This window comes from Flavobacterium marginilacus (assembly GCF_026870155.1).
GTDB classification, from domain to species: Bacteria; Bacteroidota; Bacteroidia; order Flavobacteriales; family Flavobacteriaceae; genus Flavobacterium; species Flavobacterium marginilacus.
Map to the genome: position 1 here is coordinate 1671839 of NZ_CP113975.1, position 19724 is coordinate 1691562.

General features: G+C 33.5%; 20 protein-coding genes. 19 read left to right on the forward strand and 1 reads right to left on the reverse strand.

What is annotated here, in order from left to right; genetic code table 11:
* Positions 1-47: 47 nt before the first annotated feature.
* The 7 genes from OZP07_RS07230 to priA all read left to right on the forward strand — a co-directional run bounded on the left by OZP07_RS07230 (position 48) and on the right by priA (position 9246).
* Positions 48-1970: a discoidin domain-containing protein gene (locus tag OZP07_RS07230; protein WP_281637802.1), complete on the forward strand. Its 1923-nt coding sequence runs from the start codon at positions 48-50 to the stop codon at positions 1968-1970.
* 112 nt (positions 1971-2082) lie between these two features.
* Complete coding sequence (locus OZP07_RS07235) at positions 2083-3456, forward strand: M20/M25/M40 family metallo-hydrolase (protein ID WP_281637803.1); 1374 nt, start codon at positions 2083-2085, stop codon at positions 3454-3456.
* A 210-nt stretch (positions 3457-3666) separates the two neighbouring features.
* Complete coding sequence (gene nadC / locus OZP07_RS07240) at positions 3667-4524, forward strand: carboxylating nicotinate-nucleotide diphosphorylase (RefSeq protein WP_281637804.1); 858 nt, start codon at positions 3667-3669, stop codon at positions 4522-4524.
* Positions 4525-4528: 4 nt separating this feature from the next.
* Positions 4529-5455: a YihY/virulence factor BrkB family protein gene (locus OZP07_RS07245; RefSeq protein ID WP_194641007.1), complete on the forward strand. Its 927-nt coding sequence runs from the start codon at positions 4529-4531 to the stop codon at positions 5453-5455.
* A gap of 110 nt (positions 5456-5565) precedes the next feature.
* On the forward strand, positions 5566-6000 hold the full coding sequence (locus OZP07_RS07250) for a DUF2147 domain-containing protein (RefSeq protein ID WP_281637805.1): 435 nt from the start codon (positions 5566-5568) through the stop codon (positions 5998-6000).
* 15 nt (positions 6001-6015) lie between these two features.
* Positions 6016-6771 carry a subclass B1 metallo-beta-lactamase gene (gene bla-B1-FLAV / locus OZP07_RS07255; RefSeq protein ID WP_281637806.1) on the forward strand — a complete coding sequence of 252 codons (756 nt, stop codon included), beginning with the start codon at positions 6016-6018 and terminating at the stop codon, positions 6769-6771.
* Positions 6772-6795: 24 nt separating this feature from the next.
* Positions 6796-9246 carry a replication restart helicase PriA gene (priA, locus tag OZP07_RS07260; protein ID WP_281637807.1) on the forward strand — a complete coding sequence of 817 codons (2451 nt, stop codon included), beginning with the start codon at positions 6796-6798 and terminating at the stop codon, positions 9244-9246.
* Between the two features lie 9 nt (positions 9247-9255).
* Here the strand turns inward: priA and OZP07_RS07265 are convergent, their stop codons facing one another.
* A complete protein-coding gene (locus OZP07_RS07265) occupies positions 9256-9951 on the reverse strand; it encodes a LytR/AlgR family response regulator transcription factor (RefSeq protein ID WP_077370383.1) in 696 nt (231 codons plus the stop codon).
* 165 nt (positions 9952-10116) lie between these two features.
* Here OZP07_RS07265 and rpsF point away from each other — a divergent pair, with 165 nt between their 5' ends.
* The 12 genes from rpsF (at position 10117) to porD (ending at position 19689) form a co-directional block, all read left to right on the forward strand.
* On the forward strand, positions 10117-10458 hold the full coding sequence (gene rpsF / locus OZP07_RS07270) for a 30S ribosomal protein S6 (protein WP_035634940.1): 342 nt from the start codon (positions 10117-10119) through the stop codon (positions 10456-10458).
* A 5-nt stretch (positions 10459-10463) separates the two neighbouring features.
* The gene (gene rpsR, locus OZP07_RS07275; protein ID WP_007138295.1) at positions 10464-10760 is read left to right on the forward strand and encodes a 30S ribosomal protein S18; all 297 of its coding nucleotides are present in this window, start codon (positions 10464-10466) and stop codon (positions 10758-10760) included.
* A gap of 66 nt (positions 10761-10826) precedes the next feature.
* Positions 10827-11270, forward strand: coding sequence for a 50S ribosomal protein L9 (rplI, locus tag OZP07_RS07280; protein ID WP_194641003.1), 444 nt, complete (start codon positions 10827-10829; stop codon positions 11268-11270).
* 133 nt (positions 11271-11403) lie between these two features.
* Positions 11404-11877 (forward strand): DUF6495 family protein, encoded by a 474-nt coding sequence (locus OZP07_RS07285; RefSeq protein ID WP_194641002.1) that lies wholly within the window; start codon positions 11404-11406, stop codon positions 11875-11877.
* A gap of 74 nt (positions 11878-11951) precedes the next feature.
* Positions 11952-13973: an NAD-dependent DNA ligase LigA gene (gene ligA / locus OZP07_RS07290; protein ID WP_194641001.1), complete on the forward strand. Its 2022-nt coding sequence runs from the start codon at positions 11952-11954 to the stop codon at positions 13971-13973.
* The gene (locus OZP07_RS07295) at positions 13963-14655 is read left to right on the forward strand and encodes a hypothetical protein (RefSeq protein ID WP_281637808.1); all 693 of its coding nucleotides are present in this window, start codon (positions 13963-13965) and stop codon (positions 14653-14655) included. Before ligA ends, OZP07_RS07295 begins: the two co-directional genes overlap by 11 nt.
* A gap of 305 nt (positions 14656-14960) precedes the next feature.
* The gene (locus tag OZP07_RS07300; protein ID WP_281637809.1) at positions 14961-15449 is read left to right on the forward strand and encodes a DUF6913 domain-containing protein; all 489 of its coding nucleotides are present in this window, start codon (positions 14961-14963) and stop codon (positions 15447-15449) included.
* 8 nt (positions 15450-15457) lie between these two features.
* On the forward strand, positions 15458-16345 hold the full coding sequence (dapA, locus tag OZP07_RS07305) for a 4-hydroxy-tetrahydrodipicolinate synthase (protein WP_281637810.1): 888 nt from the start codon (positions 15458-15460) through the stop codon (positions 16343-16345).
* A gap of 128 nt (positions 16346-16473) precedes the next feature.
* Positions 16474-17268 carry an outer membrane protein assembly factor BamD gene (locus tag OZP07_RS07310; protein WP_194640997.1) on the forward strand — a complete coding sequence of 265 codons (795 nt, stop codon included), beginning with the start codon at positions 16474-16476 and terminating at the stop codon, positions 17266-17268.
* Positions 17269-17276: 8 nt separating this feature from the next.
* The gene (locus OZP07_RS07315) at positions 17277-17594 is read left to right on the forward strand and encodes a DNA-directed RNA polymerase subunit omega (protein ID WP_026709525.1); all 318 of its coding nucleotides are present in this window, start codon (positions 17277-17279) and stop codon (positions 17592-17594) included.
* 9 nt (positions 17595-17603) lie between these two features.
* On the forward strand, positions 17604-18815 hold the full coding sequence (coaBC, locus tag OZP07_RS07320; RefSeq protein WP_281637811.1) for a bifunctional phosphopantothenoylcysteine decarboxylase/phosphopantothenate--cysteine ligase CoaBC: 1212 nt from the start codon (positions 17604-17606) through the stop codon (positions 18813-18815).
* Complete coding sequence (gene porD, locus OZP07_RS07325; RefSeq protein WP_281637812.1) at positions 18808-19689, forward strand: type IX secretion system protein PorD; 882 nt, start codon at positions 18808-18810, stop codon at positions 19687-19689. Before coaBC ends, porD begins: the two co-directional genes overlap by 8 nt.
* Positions 19690-19724: the final 35 nt, after the last annotated feature.

Genomic DNA, 19724 nt, shown 5'->3' on the forward strand with positions numbered 1-19724 from the left:
AGAAAAATTATCTAAACCTTAAATCATTTAATATAAATAGAACAAAAATGAATAAACTGTATTCGATAACGCTTTTGTTTTTTTTGATTGGTTTTACAGCCAGTACAGAAGCTCAAAATAATGCTGTTGGCGGAAAAACAGACTGGTTTGATCCTAGTAAACCGGCTACAACTTATTGTAATCCGATTAATATTGGTTACAATTATACGACTCAAAATCACAATGGTATTCCAGAGTCCCGCCGTTCCAGTGCAGATCCTGTGATTATTACGTATAAAGGTGACTATTATTTATTTGCGACCAATCAGGCTGGATTTTTCTGGAGCAAAGACATGTCAGACTGGAAATTTGTTTATGGCAGTTTTCAGCGAAATCCAGGTGATGATGATCAGTGTGCGCCTGCTGCCTGGGTTGTCAATGATACTTTGTTTTATGTCGGTTCAACATGGAAAAAAGATCATCCAATCTGGAAAACAGCAGATCCAAAATCAGGACGATGGACAAGACATGTAAACACGGCAATGCTGCCAACATGGGATCCTGCAATTTTTCAGGATGATGATAAAAAAGTCTACATGTATTACGGTTCAAGCGGAAAACTGCCTCTTGTTGGTGTTGAGGTAGATTATAAAACTTGGCTTCCAAAAGGAAATCAGGCGGATTATGCAAAATTATATACCGCAACTGAAGTCGAAGATATTCAGAAACCGTATGGACAGGCAAAAGCAGTTGTAGGTCTAGATCCGGCAATGCATGGCTGGGAACGTTTTGGTCCTAATAATGATATGGAGCCAGCACCTTGGGGAAATTTTATTGAAGGTGCGTGGATGACCAAACACAATGGAAAATATTATATGCAGTATGGTGCTCCCGCAACTGAATTTAAAGGCTATGCCAATGGTGTTCATGTAGGAGATAATCCTTTGGGACCATTTATTTACCAAAAACATAATCCGATGTCGTATAAGCCTGGAGGTTTTGTAATTGGCGCCGGACACGGAAATACTTTTGCCGATAATTATGGGAATTACTGGAATACGGGAACTTGTAAAATTTCTATAAAAGACCGTTTCGAACGCAGAATTGATATGTTTCCCGCTGGATTTGACAAAGACGATGTTATGTATTCTATTACTTCGTATGGTGATTTTCCAATTGTGCTCCCCACAGGACAGCGTGACCAGACAAAAGGAGCTTCTTCGGGCTGGATGCTGCTTTCGTACAAAAAGCCAGCAACAGTTTCTTCTTCTGAGGAATGTAAAGACGTTGAAACACATAGAATGGATAATGGAGATAAAAAAGTATTTGAAAAAATCTGTTATGATGTATCTAATTTAACTGATGAAAATATCCAGACCTATTGGTCGGCAGCTACAGATAAAGCAGGTGAGTGGTTACAGCTGGATTTAGGCAGAAAGATGGAAATCAACGCACTGCAGATCAATTATGCCGATCATAAAGCTACTCAGTATAATAAAGCGATGGATGTTTATTATCAGTATAAAATCTATATGTCTGATGATGCACAAAACTGGACATTGGTAATTGATAAATCAAAAAACGATAAAGATGTTCCTCACGATTATGTAGAACTGACAAAATCGATTACCGCACGTTATATTAAAATGGTCAATATTCATAATGCTTCTGGTATGTTTGCAGTTTCGGATTTTAGAGTTTTTGGAAATGGATTGCTGGAAAAACCAAAGCCTGTCTCTGATTTTAAAGTAAAAAGAAATAAAACGGATTCCCGCAACGCTATCATTTCATGGAAAAAACAGACAGATGCCGTTGGTTATACTATTTATTATGGAATTGCCCCTGATAAATTATACACCAGTATTATGGTTTATGATGACAGTACTTATGATTTTAGAGGACTAGATAAAGGGACGCGTTATTATTTTTCGATTGAAGCTTTTAATGAAAATGGTATTGGATTAAAAAATAAGATTATTGAGATTAAATAATTTCTGATTTAGAGAAAAGTCTTGGAGAAATTCCTTTTGGTTGTTTAGAATTTTGTTTCTTTGCTTTAAGCCAGAAAATGATTTTTAATAACTTAAAAGAGGAATAATTACCATGAAAAAAACAATTCTTTTAACTGCTTTAGTTTTAAATGGGCTGATGTCATTTGCACAGTCAAATGATGAAAAAAACATTAAGCTATTTTATAAAAAAGCCTTAACCGAATCCAAATGTTATTCTTGGCTGAAGTATTTATCTAATGATATTGGAAGCCGTTTGTCTGGATCTTCCAATGCTGCAGCAGCTGTTGAATATACAAAATCACAATTAGAAGGACTTGGGCTTGATAAAGTTTATCTGCAGGAAGTAATGGTGCCTCATTGGGTACGCGGTGAAAAAGAAACTGCATACATTTTAGATAATAAAATTAAAACTGCTGTTCCAATATGTGCTTTAGGCGGTTCTATTGCAACGGCAAAGACTGGTCTTACTGCTGAGGTTATAGAAGTGCAGGGTATTAAAGATCTAGAGGCATTAGGAGATAAAATAAAAGGCAAAATTGTGTTTTTTAACAGACCGATGAATCCTGAAAATATTGAAACTTTTATGTCATATGGAGCATGTGTGGATCAAAGATTTGCCGGCGCAAAAGAAGCTGCAAAATTTGGTGCAGTAGGTGCAATCGTGCGTTCAATGAATCTACGTTTAGACGATTTTCCGCATACTGGAGCCCAAAGTTATGGTGACCTGCCAAAAGAAAAATACATTCCTACAGCAGCAATAAGTACAAACGGAGCTGAATTATTGAGTGAGTCATTAAAAAAAAATCCAGCATTAAAGTTTTATTTCAAACAATCATGCGAGACATTGCCTGATGTGTTGTCATATAACGTAATTGGAGAATTGACAGGAACAGAGCATCCAGAAAATATTATGGTTGTTGGCGGACATCTTGATTCTTGGGACTTGGCAGATGGCTCTCATGATGATGGTGCAGGAGTAGTGCAGAGTATGGAGGTAATCCGTACGCTTAAAAACATAAATTATAAGCCAAAAAACACCATTCGTGTAGTGCTGTTTATGAATGAAGAAAATGGCGGAAAAGGCGGTGCCAAATATGAAGAAGCGGCGAAGCAAAAGAATGAAAATCATATTTTCGCTCTAGAAAGTGATTCTGGCGGTTTTACTCCAAGAGGTTTTTCTATTGAGTCTGATGAGGCTAATGTGAAAAAGATACAGGGATTTAAAGAACTGTTTGAACCTTATTTGGTACATAGCTTTACAATTGGCCACGCTGGATCAGATATCGGGCATTTAACATCTAAAAAAATTGTCAAAGCAGGATTAAAGCCAGATTCTCAGCGTTATTTTGATTACCATCATGCTGCAAATGATAAGTTTGATGCAATTAATAAACGAGAGTTAGAACTTGGTGCAGCGACTATGACATCACTTATTTATTTGATAGATCAAAAAGGTATAGAATAATTTTAATGATTATAATTTAATGACAGCCTGCACAGAATTAATTCTTGCAGGTTTTTTGTTTAAAGTTACTATTAGAGATACTGGAATAGTTAATAATTGAAATACTAATTTTGTCATAAATAAATGTAAAAACCCAAATTTTTCAGACATACTTACTTTTTATTGCACAAAATAAATCCTATTTTAGCGTTCCATTAAAAGAATAAAAAGATGATTACTGAAGAGCAGTTTCAAAACGAACTGAAAGTATTGATTGCAAATGCTATTAGAGAAGATGTAGGATCTGGAGATTATAGTTCATTGGCCTGTATTCCAGAAAGTGCAATGGGCAAAGCCAAATTACTGGTGAAAGAAGACGGTATTATTGCCGGCGTAGCTTTTGCAAAAATGATATTTGAATATGTGGATCCAAATATGCAGATTGAAACCTTCATTCAGGATGGAACTCCAGTCAAAAAAGGTGACGTGGTTTTTCATGTTTCAGGAAGTTCGCAGTCGATTTTAAAGTCCGAGAGAGTGGTGCTGAATTCGATGCAGAGAATGAGTGCCATTGCTACCAAAACAAATAGTTATGTACAGCTGTTAGAAGGAACAGATACCAAAATATTGGATACAAGAAAAACCACTCCTGGATTTCGTGTTGCCGAGAAATGGGCAGTAACAATCGGAGGCGGAGAAAATCATCGTTTTGCTTTGTATGATATGGTAATGCTAAAGGATAATCACATTGATTTTGCAGGAGGAATTACATTGGCAATAGCCAAAACAAAAGCTTATTTAAAAGAAAATAACTTAGACTTAAAAATTATTGTAGAAGCCAGAGATCTTTCTGAAATTGAAGAAATTTTAAAAAGTGACGGCGTACACAGAATCTTGATTGATAATTTCAATTATGAAGATACCCGCACTGCTGTAGCTTTAATTGGTAACAAATGCCAAACGGAATCTTCTGGAAACATCAATGAAACAACAATGCGCAATTACGCAGAATGCGGTGTGAATTATATTTCTTCGGGTGCATTGACACATTCTGTTTATAATATGGATTTAAGTTTGAAAGCGATTTAGAGTTATGACGTTTAAGATCGAGGCAAAAATCGAAAAAATCCCAATTATCAGAAATCTGATGCATATCTTGAAAAAGATCAAAATGCCAGGTTTGGGAGGATTTTCTTTTTATGATTTATTAGAATTGTATTTTGAAGGAATCATCGATGGAGCATTTTCTTATCATGCCAGTGCGGTTGCTTTTAGCTTTTTTATGGCGCTGTTTCCATTTGCCTTATTTATTTTAAACTTAATACCTTACATTCCTATTGAAGGTTTTCAGGAGGATTTTCTACAATTTGTTAAGGAAGGAGTGCCTCCAAATACCTTTGATGCAATAGCTAATATTGTAAACGATATTCTTAATAACAGTCATACAGGATTAGTGTCTTCGGGATTTTTTCTATCTATTTTCCTGATGGCTAATGGTATAAATGGAATTCTTGGCGGATTCGAATCTTCCCGTCATGTTTTGGAAAAAAGAGGTTTTCTGAACCAGTATTTTGTTGCCTTAGGAATTTCATTACTGCTTTCTATTCTCTTGCTTTTAACAGTCGCAATTATTGTAGTTTTTGAGGTTTTAATTCAAAGTACAGCGATACAGGATGTGTTGAGTGACCGCATTCCGCTGATTATTTTAGGAAGATATATTTTTGTAATATTAATGATATTGATCACATCTTCTGTTTTATTGCGATACGGAACCAAGCAGTCACATAAACCGCCATTCATTAGTGTTGGCTCGGTTTTTACTACAGTGCTTATAGTTATTTCATCCTATTTTTTCGGAATCTGGGTGCTGCGGTTTTCAAAATATAATGAATTGTACGGTTCGATCGGGACATTGTTGATTATGATGTTTTATATCTGGATTAACTGTATGATTTTATTATTAGGGTTTGAATTGAATGCAACGATTCGTAAATTAAAAAAGAGCAGATCGGAGAATTAAAGTTGGAGTATAAGTGTTATTGTTTAAATGTAATTTTGTATTCTTGCGAAGAGTAATTCGAGGAGTTAATTTCGAATAATAAAATTTTTGCTTCAATAATTTAATAAAAAATGAAAAAAAGTATCGTATTTGGTTTGGTTTTGTGTTTTTTAATGATTTTTAATGCTCAGGGACAGACGGTTTTAGGAAAATGGAAAACTATCGATGACGAGACAGGTCAGGCCAAATCAATTGTTGAAATTTACGAAAAATCAGGAAAAATCTACGGAAAAATTATTGACATAATAAATTCGCAAAAGAGAAAAGACCTTTGCTTAAAATGTTCAGGTGAGGATAAAAATGCTCCAATTTTAGGATTGATAATTATAAAAGGCCTTGTGAAAGATGGAGATGAATATAATGACGGAAAAATTTTGGATCCTTTAAAAGGGGAAGAGTATAAATGTTTCATTACACTTGATGGAAAAGATAAACTAAAAGTTAGAGGTTTTATTGGTGTTTCTTTATTTGGAAGAACTCAATATTGGACGAGAGTTAAGAATTAATTTTAAATATATAGAATGCGAATAGCAACATCAATAATTGTATTCTTCAGCATACTGTCGCATAGTTTTGGACAAGCTAAAAATTCGCCATTGCAAATAAGTCATCTCACAGGTGACTTTTATGTTTATAAAACTTTTCATGACTATAAGGGAACTCTGATTTCTGCAAATGCAATGTATCTGGTTACAGATAAAGGTGTTGTTTTATTTGATGCTCCTTGGGATCCAGCCCAGTTTCAGCCTTTGTTGGATAGTATAAAATCAAGATATAAAAAAGAGGTTGTAATGTATTTTGCAACGCATTCTCATGAAGATCGTGCAGGTGGTTTTGAGTTTTACAGGAAAAAAGGAATCAAAACATATTCAATTAAAGCAACTGATGAAATTCTTAAAAAGGAGAATAAAATAAGAGCCGAATTTGTGATTCCGAATGACAGTATTTTTGAAGTAGGAGAATATAAATTTGAAGTGTATTTTCCTGGCAAGGGTCATGCCCCAGATAATATTGTAGTCTGGTTTGACAAAGAAAAAGTGCTTTATGGTGGATGTTTTGTTAAAAGCACTGAAGCAAAAGATTTAGGCTATTTGGGAGATGCTGATGTTAATGAGTGGGAAAACTCCATTAAAAAAGCACAATCAAAATTTAGAACTCCAAAATATAGTATTCCAGGACATGATGATTGGACAGATATAGAGTCTTTGAACCATACCCTGAAAATGGTTCAGGAATATAAAAATAAAAAAGTATCTGATAAATTAAATAAAAAGTAAATTTACAGACTATAAAATCTTTACATGCATTTCGTTGAAGTCATTTTGCCGCTTTCTCTTGCCAAGACTTTTACATACAGAGTTTCGGAAGCTGAGTTCCTTTTTATAAAAAAAGGAATGAGGGTCACAGTACCTTTCGGCAAAAATAAAATCTATACGGCTTTGGTTATTGAAATTCACAATAACACGCCAACTTCATACGAAGCCAAAGAGATTCATCAAATTTTAGATACTGCACCTTTAGTTACAGAATTTCAAATCAATCATTGGCTGTGGATTGCTGATTATTATATGTGTGCCATAGGTGATGTGTATCGCAATGCCATGCCAAGCGCCTTGTTATTGGAAAGTGAAACACTGATAACAAGTAAAAGTGATTCTATTGTTGATGAAACCCAGCTTTCCGATGATGAATATTTAATCTATGAAGCCTTACAGCAACAGAGTTCATTGAAGATTCAGGATATTATTTCGATTTTGAATAAGAAGAATATTTTTCCTGTTATTCAAAAACTGATTGATAAAAATGTTCTGGTGCTTCAGGAAGAACTGCAGGAAACATACAAGCCAAAATTGGTTCGATATGTGAGATTACATTCGAAATACGATTCTAATGACGGGTTAAAAGACCTGCTTGAAATTTTAAAAAGTGCCAATAAACAAAAGGAAATAGTTCTAAATTATTTCCAATTAAGCGCTTCTGAAAAAAAGCCGATTACCGTTAAAAAATTGATAGAAACTGCTCAATCTTCTCCCGCAATTGTAAAGGCATTGGTCGAAAAAGAAATTTTGGAAGAGTATTACCTGCAGGAAGACCGAATCAATTTTACTGGAAAAGGAAGAGAAGATGAACTGCAATTGAGTCCAGATCAGCAAAAAGCTTTTGAATCCATTAAAGAAAATTTTGCAGCAAAAGCAGTCTGTCTTTTACACGGAATTACTTCAAGCGGAAAAACAGAAATTTACATCAAGCTTATAGAAGAATATTTAGCAACAGGCAAGCAGGTGCTGTATTTGTTGCCGGAAATTGTTTTGACGGCTCAACTGGTTTACAGAATACGAACTCATTTTGGAAATAAAGTGGCTGTTTTTCATTCTAAATTTAATAATAATGAAAGAGTTGAGGTTTGGAATCAGGTTTTATTAAATGCGTCAAAAGCTCAGATTGTAATTGGAGCCAGATCGGCTTTGTTTTTGCCTTTTTATGATTTAGGATTTATAATTATTGACGAAGAACACGAACAAACTTTTAAACAGTCAGATCCTGCTCCTAGATTTCATGCCCGCGATTCGGCTATTGTTTTGGCCAATGCGCACAAGGCAAAAGTACTTTTAGGTTCGGCGACACCAAGTCTTGAAACGTATTATAATGCTAAATCGGGTAAGTTTGGATTTGTCGAAATAATGAAGCGTTTTGGAAATTCAAGTCTGCCTGAAGTTTTGCTGGTAGATTTGAAAGATAAGTATTTCCGAAAAAAAATGAACGGTCATTTTAGTGATCTTTTGATAGAAGAAATTACAACGTCTTTGTCTTTGGGGGAGCAGGTAATTTTGTTTCAAAACAGAAGGGGATATTCACCGATTATAGAATGCATTACCTGCGGACATATTCCTCATTGTCAGTCCTGCGATGTGAGTTTGACCTATCATAAACATAAAAATCAGCTCCGTTGCCATTATTGCGGATATTCTATTGCAAATCCAACGCATTGTCACGCCTGTCATAGTGTAGATTTAACGACCAAAGGCTTGGGAACTGAACAGATAGAACAGGAACTGATTACTATTTTTCCAAATGCCAAAATCGGAAGAATGGATCAGGATACAACGCGTGGGAAATTTGGTTTCGAAAAAATAATTGACAGCTTTAAGAATAGGGAGTTTGATATTTTGGTGGGTACTCAGATGCTTGCCAAAGGTCTGGATTTTGATAATGTAAATTTGGTTGGGATCATGAATGCAGATACGATGCTGTATCATCCGGATTTCAGGGCTTTCGAAAGAAGTTTCCAAATGATGACCCAAGTGGCGGGACGTGCCGGACGCTCTGATAAAAAAGGGAAAGTTATTATTCAGACGTATAACCCAAATCATAATACTATTCAGCAGGTTACCCACTCCAATTATATAGGAATGTATAATGAGCAATTGTATGACAGGCAGATATATAAGTATCCGCCATATTTCAGAATTATAAAACTGACTTTGAAACAACGCGATTTTGATAAACTAAAGGAAGGTGCTATGTGGCTGTACCAAGTCTTGAGTCAGAATCTAGTCATGCCAGTATTAGGTCCCGAAGAGCCTGCAATCAGCAGAATCCGAAATGAATATATAAGGACTATAATCATTAAAATTCCTCAAAATAATTCCATTGGAGGTACAAAAAAAACTATCCAGAAGATACTGAATAGTTTTGAGGCTGTTTCACAATACAGGTCTATTAAAGTAACCGTAAATGTGGATTTTTATTAAGGTATGGTTTTATGAATAAGCAAGAGCTTTTACTAGATCTTCTTTCTTATTTCTGCTCAAAGGAATTTTTGTAACTCCAATTTCAGCAAACTTGCTGTTGAAACGGTCAATTTTGTCAATATTTACAATATAAGATTTGTGTACCCTGATAAATTTGTCCTTTGATAAATCATTTTCAAAAGATTTCATTGTAGAAAGTACCAGATTGCTGTCATCTTCCGTCACTACTTTTACATAATCGCCAAAAGCTTCAATCCATTTGATTTTGGAAGTGAATATCTTTAGTTTTTTTAGATTACTTTTAATAAAAATATGCTCTCCTTCATCCTCTTTGTTTTCTTTTTTAAGAAGAAAGTGGTCAATTGCTCTGCGGACAGAAGCGTTAAAGCGTTCAATAGAAATTGGCTTTTGCAGATAATCAGTAGCATCATAATCAAATGCCTTCATTGCGTATTCTGCTTTTGAAGTAATGAAAATAATCTGAGGCTTGGTTTTTAAACCATCAAGAAAATCAAAACCGCTGATTACAGGCATTTCAATATCAAGAAATATCAAATCTACAGTATGAACGGTCATGCAGCTTTTGGCTTCAATTGCATTCGAAAAATCTCCGATTAGGTTTAAGTTGGTATGATTATTAACTAGTTTTGCAATAATCATTCTTTGTATTGAACTATCATCAACAACAACACAGTTTAGTTTCATAGTATTAAGTTTTTGATTCGGTGGAGTAAAAATAGTTTTTTTTTTCAATTAATTTTAAAAATTCAATTTTTTTTTCTCCGTTCATCGATTATAGTTAATTTGTGCTTGCTAGTTCGAAAAAAAAGATTACTTTTGCACCCAATTTAACAAATAAATAAATTTTTTATGAATCATTATGAAACTGTTTTCATTTTAAATCCCGTTTTATCTGAGGTTCAGGTAAAGGAAACAGTAAGCAAATTTGAAGATTTTCTTACTAGTAGAGGAGCTGAAATGGTATCTAAAGAAGACTGGGGTCTTAAAAAGATGGCTTACGAAATCCAAAACAAGAAAAGCGGATTTTATCATTTATTCGAATTCAAAGTTGCTGGAGAAGTTCTTGTTGCTTTTGAAACTGAATTCAGACGTGACGAAAGAGTTATGCGTTTCTTAACTGTAAGTCTTGACAAACATGCTATCTCTTGGGCTGAAAGAAGAAGAGCAAAACTTAAATCTCAAAAAGCTTAATTATCATGGCAACATTACAACAATCTGCTTCAGGAAAAAAAGACGGGGATATCAGATATCTTACGCCTTTGAACATAGAAACGAACAAAACTAAAAAGTATTGCCGTTTCAAAAAATCAGGTATCAAATATATCGATTATAAAGATGCTGATTTCTTATTGAAATTCGTTAATGAGCAAGGAAAAATTCTTCCTCGCCGTTTAACAGGAACTTCATTAAAATACCAAAGAAAAGTGTCTGTAGCTGTAAAAAGAGCTCGTCACTTAGCTTTAATGCCATACGTGGCCGATTTATTAAAATAATTAAAAATTAATAGTTGTTGGTTTTCATTATAATGGAACCTAACTTCTCAAACAAAGGACAACAACATGGAACTTATTTTAAGAAAAGACGTTCAGAATTTAGGATTTAAAGATGATGTAGTAACTGTAAAAAACGGATACGGTCGTAACTTTTTAATCCCACAAGGATTTGCTCATTTAGCTACTTCTTCTGCAAAGAAAGTATTGGCTGAAAACCTTAAACAAAGAGCTCACAAAGAAGCTAAAATCGTTGCTGATGCAAAAGCATTAGCTGAAGCTTTGAAAGCTATCGAAATTAAAATTTCTGCAAAAGCAGGTGGTGAAAAATTATTTGGATCTATCACAAACATTGATATCGCTGCAGCTTTAGCTAACGCAGGTCAAGAAATTGATAGAAAGTTTATCACTTCCGGTATTGTTAAACGTACTGGTAAATATACTGCTTCTGTAAGATTACACAGAGATGTAATCGTTGAATTAGCATATGAAATTGTTGCTGAAAAAGCATAATTTTTAAATGTATATATTGAAATCCCGATGAAAGTCGGGATTTTTTTGTTTGATGTCATTGCGAGGAACGAAGCAATCTCATCTTTAATTCTTAATAAATAGGAACGAGATTGCTTCGTTTCTCGCAATGACTATGAAATACACGAGACTTACAAAAGAACAATTTGAAGAGTTAACGCAGGAGTTTACTAATTTTTTAGCGGCTCAGGCAATTGATAAGGCTGAATGGGATCAAATCAAAACGGATAAACCAGAAGTTGCTGAGCAGGAACTGGATGTTTTTTCAGATTTGGTTTGGGAAGGCGTTTTGACCAGGGCAACTTATTTGGAGTTTTTCTCTAAAAATCATATTTTCTTGTTTCATTGTTTTGATACCTATGTAAAATCAATTGTTTTAAAATCTTTGGTTCCTGATGTAGATTTCTTGACCAAAGAAGGTTTGCAGTGGTTGAGTGATAATATGTTCACGGAAACTATCGAAATGAAAGTAGGTAGAAAAGAATTTACTGAAGAACGTAATCTTTCTATTTTTCAATTAATTCAGCAGGGATCTATTTTGAGTGACGGACAATTATATAATCAAATTAATACAATTATTGAATCATAAATTTGATTTTTAAACTTTAAAATGGTTATTTTGGTAGATTATTAAATCGACTAGAATAGCCATTTTTTTTGTTTATGAATATACAGGATACCATTCAAACGCTCAGGGAAGAACTCAATCTTCACAATCATAATTATTATGTGCTGGATAATCCAACATTATCTGATTATGAGTTTGATATGAAATTAAAACAACTTCAGGATTTAGAAAATAAACATCCTGAATTTTTTGACGAAAACTCGCCAACACAGAGAATTGGAGGTGCAATTACTAAAAATTTTAAGACTGTAAAACACGAACATAGAATGTATTCTTTGGATAACTCGTATTCTAAAGAAGATTTGCTTGATTGGGAAAATCGAGTCCAAAAAGTTTTGGGAAATGTTCCGCTTGAATATACATGCGAACTAAAATATGATGGAGCTTCAATCAGTATTACTTATGAAAATGGAAAATTAAAGCGTGCTGTTACCCGAGGCGACGGTTTTCAGGGAGATGATGTTACCAATAATATTAAAACTATTAAAGCGATTCCTTTGCAGTTGAAAGGTGAAGGATATCCTTCTAAATTTGATATTCGTGGTGAAATTATTTTACCATTGGCTGAATTTGAAAAGATGAATCAAGAACTGATAGAAATTGGCGAAACTCCTTATTCTAACCCGAGAAATACTGCTTCTGGAAGTTTAAAATTACAAGATAGTGCTGAAGTTGATAAAAGACGATTAAGTTGTTTGTTGTATTTTTTAGCTGGAGCTAGTAATATGTGCTGGTCTTCTCAACATGAAGCTTTAGAATGTGCTAAAAATTGGGGGTTTAAAGTTCCTGATAAAGAGAAGTATCAGTATAAATTTGCTTCTGGAATGGAGGAGGTTTTTGAGTTTATAGATTATTGGGATACTCATCGTCATAATTTACCGTATGAAACGGATGGAGTTGTAATAAAAGTTGATAAATGTTATTATCAAGATGAATTAGGCTATACTGCAAAATCTCCACGCTGGGCCATTGCTTATAAATTTAAGTCAGAACAAGTTTCAACAAAATTAAATTCCATTTCTTACCAAGTGGGTAGAACTGGTTCCATTACGCCAGTTGCGAATCTTGAGCCGGTACAATTGGCAGGGACAATTGTAAAGCGTGCTTCACTGCACAATGCAGATCAAATTGAAAAATTAGACATCAGAATAAATGATACTGTTTTTGTAGAAAAAGGCGGAGAAATTATTCCGAAAATTATTGCGGTAGATTTAGATATGCGCCCAGGAAATTCAGAAGCTACAAAATACATCACCCATTGCCCGGAATGCGAAACTGAGTTGGTTCGCAGTGAAGGAGAAGCGAATCATTACTGCCCTAATTTTTATGGCTGTCCTCCGCAGATTATTGGAAGAATTCAGCATTATATTTCGCGAAAAGCGATGGATATTGAAGGTCTTGGAGGCGAAACGGTTGCCTTGCTTTATAAAAATGATTTAGTTCATAACTATGCTGATCTGTATGAATTAAAAGTTGATGATATTCTGCATTTAGAGCGAATGGCACAAAAATCGGCTGAGAATCTGGTGAATGGTGTTGAAAAATCAAAGGAAATACCGTTTGAGAGTGTTTTATTTGCACTCGGAATACGTTTTGTTGGAGAAACGGTTGCCAAGAAACTGGCGAAGCATTATAAAAGTATTGATGCATTACAGCAGGCGACCCTTATGGATTTGATTCTGGTTGATGAAATTGGCGAACGAATTGCCAAAAGTGTAATCGAGTTTTTTGAGAACGAAGAGAACAAAAAAATAATTGAACGATTAAAAAGTTATGGCGTGCAATTTGAGATTGTCGAAAAGGTAAATCCAAATGCGACTGAGAAATTCCTAGGAAAGATATTCGTGGTTTCGGGTGTTTTTTCGACTTATTCAAGAGACGAACTTAAAAAGGTTATTGAAGATAATGGAGGAAAAGTGGGAAGCTCTATATCGGCCAAAACTGATTTTGTTGTTGCCGGGGATAATATGGGGCCTGCTAAGCTGGAGAAAGCAACTAAGTTAAACGTTTCAATAATTTCAGAAGATAAATTTATAGAAATGATAAATGAAAGTTAGTACTCCGTCACTGATATTGTATTTTGTAACTTCAGCATTGGTTATACTGTTTAAGTTATTGGATTGTGAAGGTTTAGTTTTGTGTGGTAAATCAATTATAGTCCCCTCTTTGTTTATTTATTATTTTGTGTCTAATAATTACAGGATTACTTTTGTTAAAGGACTGATATTTTTGCTGCTTTTTCTTAGAGATGTTTTTGTTACGCTTAATATCAGTGAATCTGCAATGGGGTCTTTTTTATGTGTCTTGGCTGTTTATGTTTTGCTTTTGTATTTAGCGCAAAAAGAATTTAAATATTTGAAGTTTAGTTATAAAGACAGTTTTTCTGTCTCTATTTTGATTATTGGAATTAGTGTTATTTGTTATTCCGTTTTAAACTTAGAACTCGAAAATTTAGAACTTGATTTTTCATTGTATGTTTTTTTTGGAATAATTTTGAGTGTTTTGAGTATTATTTCAATCATAAACTATATCAAAATTGGGAGTTATGCTTTCTTTAATAGCATGTTAATGTGTATTTGTTTTATAATTACGGATATTTTTTTTATTATATATAAATTTTATTTTTTTAATTATGTCTTTACTTTTGTTAGTTTAATTACTCAGTTTTTTTCGTATTTCTTTATGGCAAGCTATTTATTAGAGAAAGATAAAGGAATTGAAGAATTAAACGGCTATTGATTTTCTTTGTTAATGGAAATGAAATAATCAATTCGTCCTGGATTGATTCCGTCTTTATTTCCTCATTTGCCAAAATTCTTTTTATTGCTGATTTTTATTGCATATGGTGAAGTAAAAAGCAGATGATTTCGTTGCTTAATTTTTTCAGAGTGCTTGAAATAATAAAAAACAATGTTAAGAATATAACAAAAAGTTTTAAAAAACCACTGTAGTTTTTTAAATTTACCATCTTAAATTGACTTAAATAATTAAATTTGTAATCTTGTAAAAGTGCTATGATTTTAAATTATATAAAGAGCTTTTTATTGAAAAAAACCTTAAAAAAGCGGCTGCTGAATGTTAAAGAAGAATCTTTAAGTTCGCCAGCAGTTAGAGTTGGTTTAATTGTAGATGAAAGCCATTTTTTAGAAACTGATGCATTAAAGCAGGAAATTATTCAAAACGGAATTGTTGAGGATAATATCAAAATTATTGTCTATCGCGATAGTTTGAAAAACAAAGAAGTATATTCTTATTCAATATTTAGTTTGAAAGATCTAAATATAAAATGCGAATTTACAGATAAGGGAATTAATGAATTTATTTCAGATGAATTTGATTTATTAATTAGTTATTATAATGAGGAAAAGCCATTTTTACTGCTTTTAACGAATAATTCTAAAGCAAAATTTAAGGCTGGTTTTTCGACTGTAGATAAAAGGCTGAATCATTTGCTGGTAAATATAGCACCGGAAAATTATAAAGGTTTTACTGAGGAGTTATTTCGATACTTAAAAATATTAAACAAAATATAATTTAAATTATGCAATCATTAATAGGAACAGGAGTTGCCTTAGTAACACCGTTTAAAAACGATTTTACCATTGATGTAGAAGCTTTAAAATCAATTGTTAACTTTTCAATATACGGTGGGATTGAATATCTTGTTGTGCTTGGTACTACTGCCGAAAATGCTACATTGTCAGCAGAAGAAAAAGAACTTGTTATAGCTACGGTAATTGAAGTGAATGCAGGCAGATTGCCGTTAGTTCTAGGGGTAGGAGGGAATAATACATTAAAGGTTGTTGAGGAACTGCGTACAAGAGATTTATCTGCTTTTGAGGCTGTTTTATCTGTTTCACCATATTATAATAAGCCAAGTCAGGAAGGTATATATCAGCATTTCAAGGCCGTTTCTGAAGCCTCTCCGATTCCTGTGATTTTATACAATGTGCCGGGAAGGACTTCCAGCAATATGCTTCCGTCAACTGTTATTAGATTGGCAAATGATTTCGAAAATATTGTTGCTATAAAAGAAGCAGCTGGAGATATCGTTCAGGCGATGCAGCTTATAAAAGATAAACCTAAAGATTTCTTAGTGATTTCAGGGGATGATATGATTGCGCTTCCAATTGTTTTGGCGGGCGGATCAGGAGTTATTTCTGTTATCGGACAAGGCTTCCCGAAAGAATTTTCCGAAATGATCCGATTAGGACTGAATAGAAAAGTTGATGACGCTTATAAACTTCAGTATTTATTAGCTGACTGTATAGATATGATTTTTGAGCAGGGGAATCCAGCTGGAATCAAAGAAGTATTTAAAATTCTCGGTCTTTCAGAGAATGTACTGCGTTTGCCATTAGTTCCTGTAGATGAATCACTTTCTGGCAGACTGGAGCTTTTTGTGAAAAAAATGGTAAAAAATTCTTAAAATCTGCTCCGTTTTTTTAACTAAAGAAATATTTTGTAATAGCTAAATTAATAACTAAATTTGCCACCTAACTTTGGTGGCTTTTACTGCGTATATACTAAGCAATAAAATTAAAATCAGTGAATGAAATGAAAAAAATAATATCTGTATTGCTTGTTGTTTTGTTTTTTAGTTCTTGTGGTGAGTATCAACAGGCCTTAAAAAAAGAAGACGTAGCTCTAAAGTTTGATGTAGGAACAAAAATGTATGATGCAGGTAAATATTCAAAAGCAATACGTCTTTTTGAGCAGCTGGCACCATCTTACAGAGGAAAACCGCAAGGTGAAAAGCTTTTTTATATGTATGCGCAGTCTTTATATAAAACAAAGCAGTATTATTTAGCAGGATATCAGTATGACAGTTTTAATTCAGGGTATCCAAAGAGTGAAAAAGCTGAAGAGTGTTCTTTTTTAGGAGCTAAAAGTTATGCAATGCTTTCTCCGGTTTACACTATAGATCAGACAGATACTTTTAAAGCAATTGAAAAGATTCAGGGATTTATTGACCGTTATCCTAATTCACAATATGCAGCTGAAGCAAATGCAATATCAAAAAAGCTGAATGAAAAGATTGAGCGTAAAGTGTATGAAAATGCATATGAATATTATAAGATTTCTAATTACAAATCAGCGTTAATTGCTTTTGATAATTTTATTGCAGATTATCCAGGTACTTCTTATAAAGAAAAGGCATTGTATTATAAATTAGATGCAGCTTATTTATTGGCAATAAACAGTGTTATTATAAAGAAACAGGACAGATTGGTTACAGCAAAAAACTGTTATAACAATCTGATTAAATTCAAACCAACTACTGAATACAAAAGCAAAGCAGACGAAAAGTTAGCCGAGATTGATGTTGAATTACAAAAATTTAATAAATAAATAAAGTCATGGATTTAAAAAAGACAAATGCTCCGGTAAATACAATAACTTACAACAAAACAGTTATTGAAGAACCTACTGGAAATGTGTATGAGGCGATAACAATTATGGCTAAAAGAGCAAATCAGATTAATTCTGAAATTAAAAAAGAATTGACTGAGAAATTAGAGGAATTTGCTACTTACAATGATAGTTTAGAAGAAGTTTTTGAAAATAAAGAGCAAATTGAAGTTTCAAAATTTTACGAAAAACTGCCAAAACCACACGCTTTAGCTGTTCAGGAATGGTTAGATGGCAAAATTTATCACAGAGATTCAAATAAATAATATATACTAATGTCAGTTTTAAGCGGAAAAAAGATTTTGCTGGGTATTACTGGTGGAATTGCTGCTTATAAAACGGCTTCATTAGTTAGACTCTTCATAAAAGCAGGTGCACATGTCCAAGTGATAATGACACCTGCTTCTAAGGATTTTATAACTCCTCTTACCTTATCTACCTTATCTAAAAACCCTGTTTTTTCGGAATTTTATAATTCAGATGAAAAAAATGAACAGTGGAATAATCACGTAGAATTAGGTCTTTGGGCTGATATTATGGTTATTGCGCCAGCTACTGCCAATACGTTATCAAAAATGGCAAACGGATTATGTGATAATCTCTTACTTGCCTGTTACTTATCTGCTAAATGTCCTATTTATTTTGCACCAGCAATGGATTTGGATATGTATATTCATCCTTCTACTGCTGAAAGTTTTGCAGCATTAAAAGCTTTTGGAAATACAATGATTCCTGCCGAGAATGGGGAATTAGCCAGTGGTTTATCTGGTGAAGGCCGAATGGCAGAACCTGAAAACATTGTGTCGTTTTTAGAAGCTGATCTTGAAAGTAAACTGCCTTTAAAAGGAAAAAAAATACTCATTACTGCCGGACCCACATACGAAGCGATCGATCCTGTGCGTTTTATTGGAAACCATTCTTCAGGAAAGATGGGATTTGATATTGCTCAGAGCGCTGCAAATTTAGGTGCATCAGTAATATTGATTTCGGGGCCTACACATTGCTGGATTAATAATCCTTTGGTTCAAGTTGTTCGAGTGGTTTCTGCTCAGGAAATGTATGATGCATGCCATTTGTACTATCAGGACATAGATGTTGCTGTTGCTGCAGCCGCAGTTGCTGATTATAAACCCAAAAATATAGCAAATCAGAAAATAAAAAAGGCTGCTGATGATTTTACAATAGAGCTTGAAAAAACCAAAGATATTTTAGCTTCATTTGGTGAATTCAAGAAAAAACAATTTCTAATTGGTTTTGCTTTAGAAACAGAAAATGAAATTGAGAATGCTAAAGCAAAAATTCAGAAAAAAAACTTAGATTTGATAGTTTTAAATTCGTTGCAGGATGAAGGAGCTGGTTTTGGTAAACCCACTAATAAAGTGACTTTTATCGATAAAGATTTTCATATTGAACCTTTAGAATTAAAATCTAAAGAAGCTGTAGCTGATGATATTTTGAATAAAGTAATAGCACATTTTTATGATTAGATTTGTATTATTTTTATTTTTGGGGTGCGGCTTTATTCAGGCCCAGCAGCTGAATTGTACAGTAACGTTAAATACCCAGAAAATAAGTAATTCAAATCAGCAGGTTTTTAAGACTTTACAGACTGCCATAAATGAATTTGTAAATAAAACTGATTGGACAGGGCAGGCACTTCCGCAGAAAGAAAAGATAAACTGTTCAATGTATATTACGATTTCCAGTTACGGTTCAGATCAGTTTGTTGCAAATATTCAGGTACAGTCTTCAAGAAATATTTATAATTCTACTTATTCATCTCCGGTGTTGAATATAAATGATAAAGATTTTACTTTTAATTATACCGAATTTGAAAATTTGAATTTTATACCTACAAGTTACAGTTCTAATTTGGTTTCAGTTTTATCGTTTTATTCGTATATAATATTAGGAATGGATGCTGATACTTTTGTTCCTTTCATTGGTGACCGTTACTTTAAAGAAGCACTTAACATTGCTAATTTGGCACAGCAAGGAGGTTATAAAGGCTGGAATCAGTCGGATGGTGCAACTAGCCGGTATTTTTTGATTTATGATTTATTATCTCCTACTTATGCTGATATCAGACAGTCTAGCTCACAATATTATTCTGGATTAGATATAATGAGCCAAGATCTAAAAAAGGCTAAAGAAACTATTAAAGGTTCTCTAATCAACTTGGCCAAGCTGAATGAAACCAAACCCAATTCTTATTTACTGCGTATTTTTATGGATTCAAAATCAGATGAGATTGTATCTGTTTTTACAGGAGGACCGAGTATTACCATCACAGATATGGTAGATAGTTTAAACAGAACCTCTCCATCAAATTCAAATAAATGGCAGTCATTAAAATATTAGTCATTTTGTAATTTCTTTTTCAAATAACCATCTTT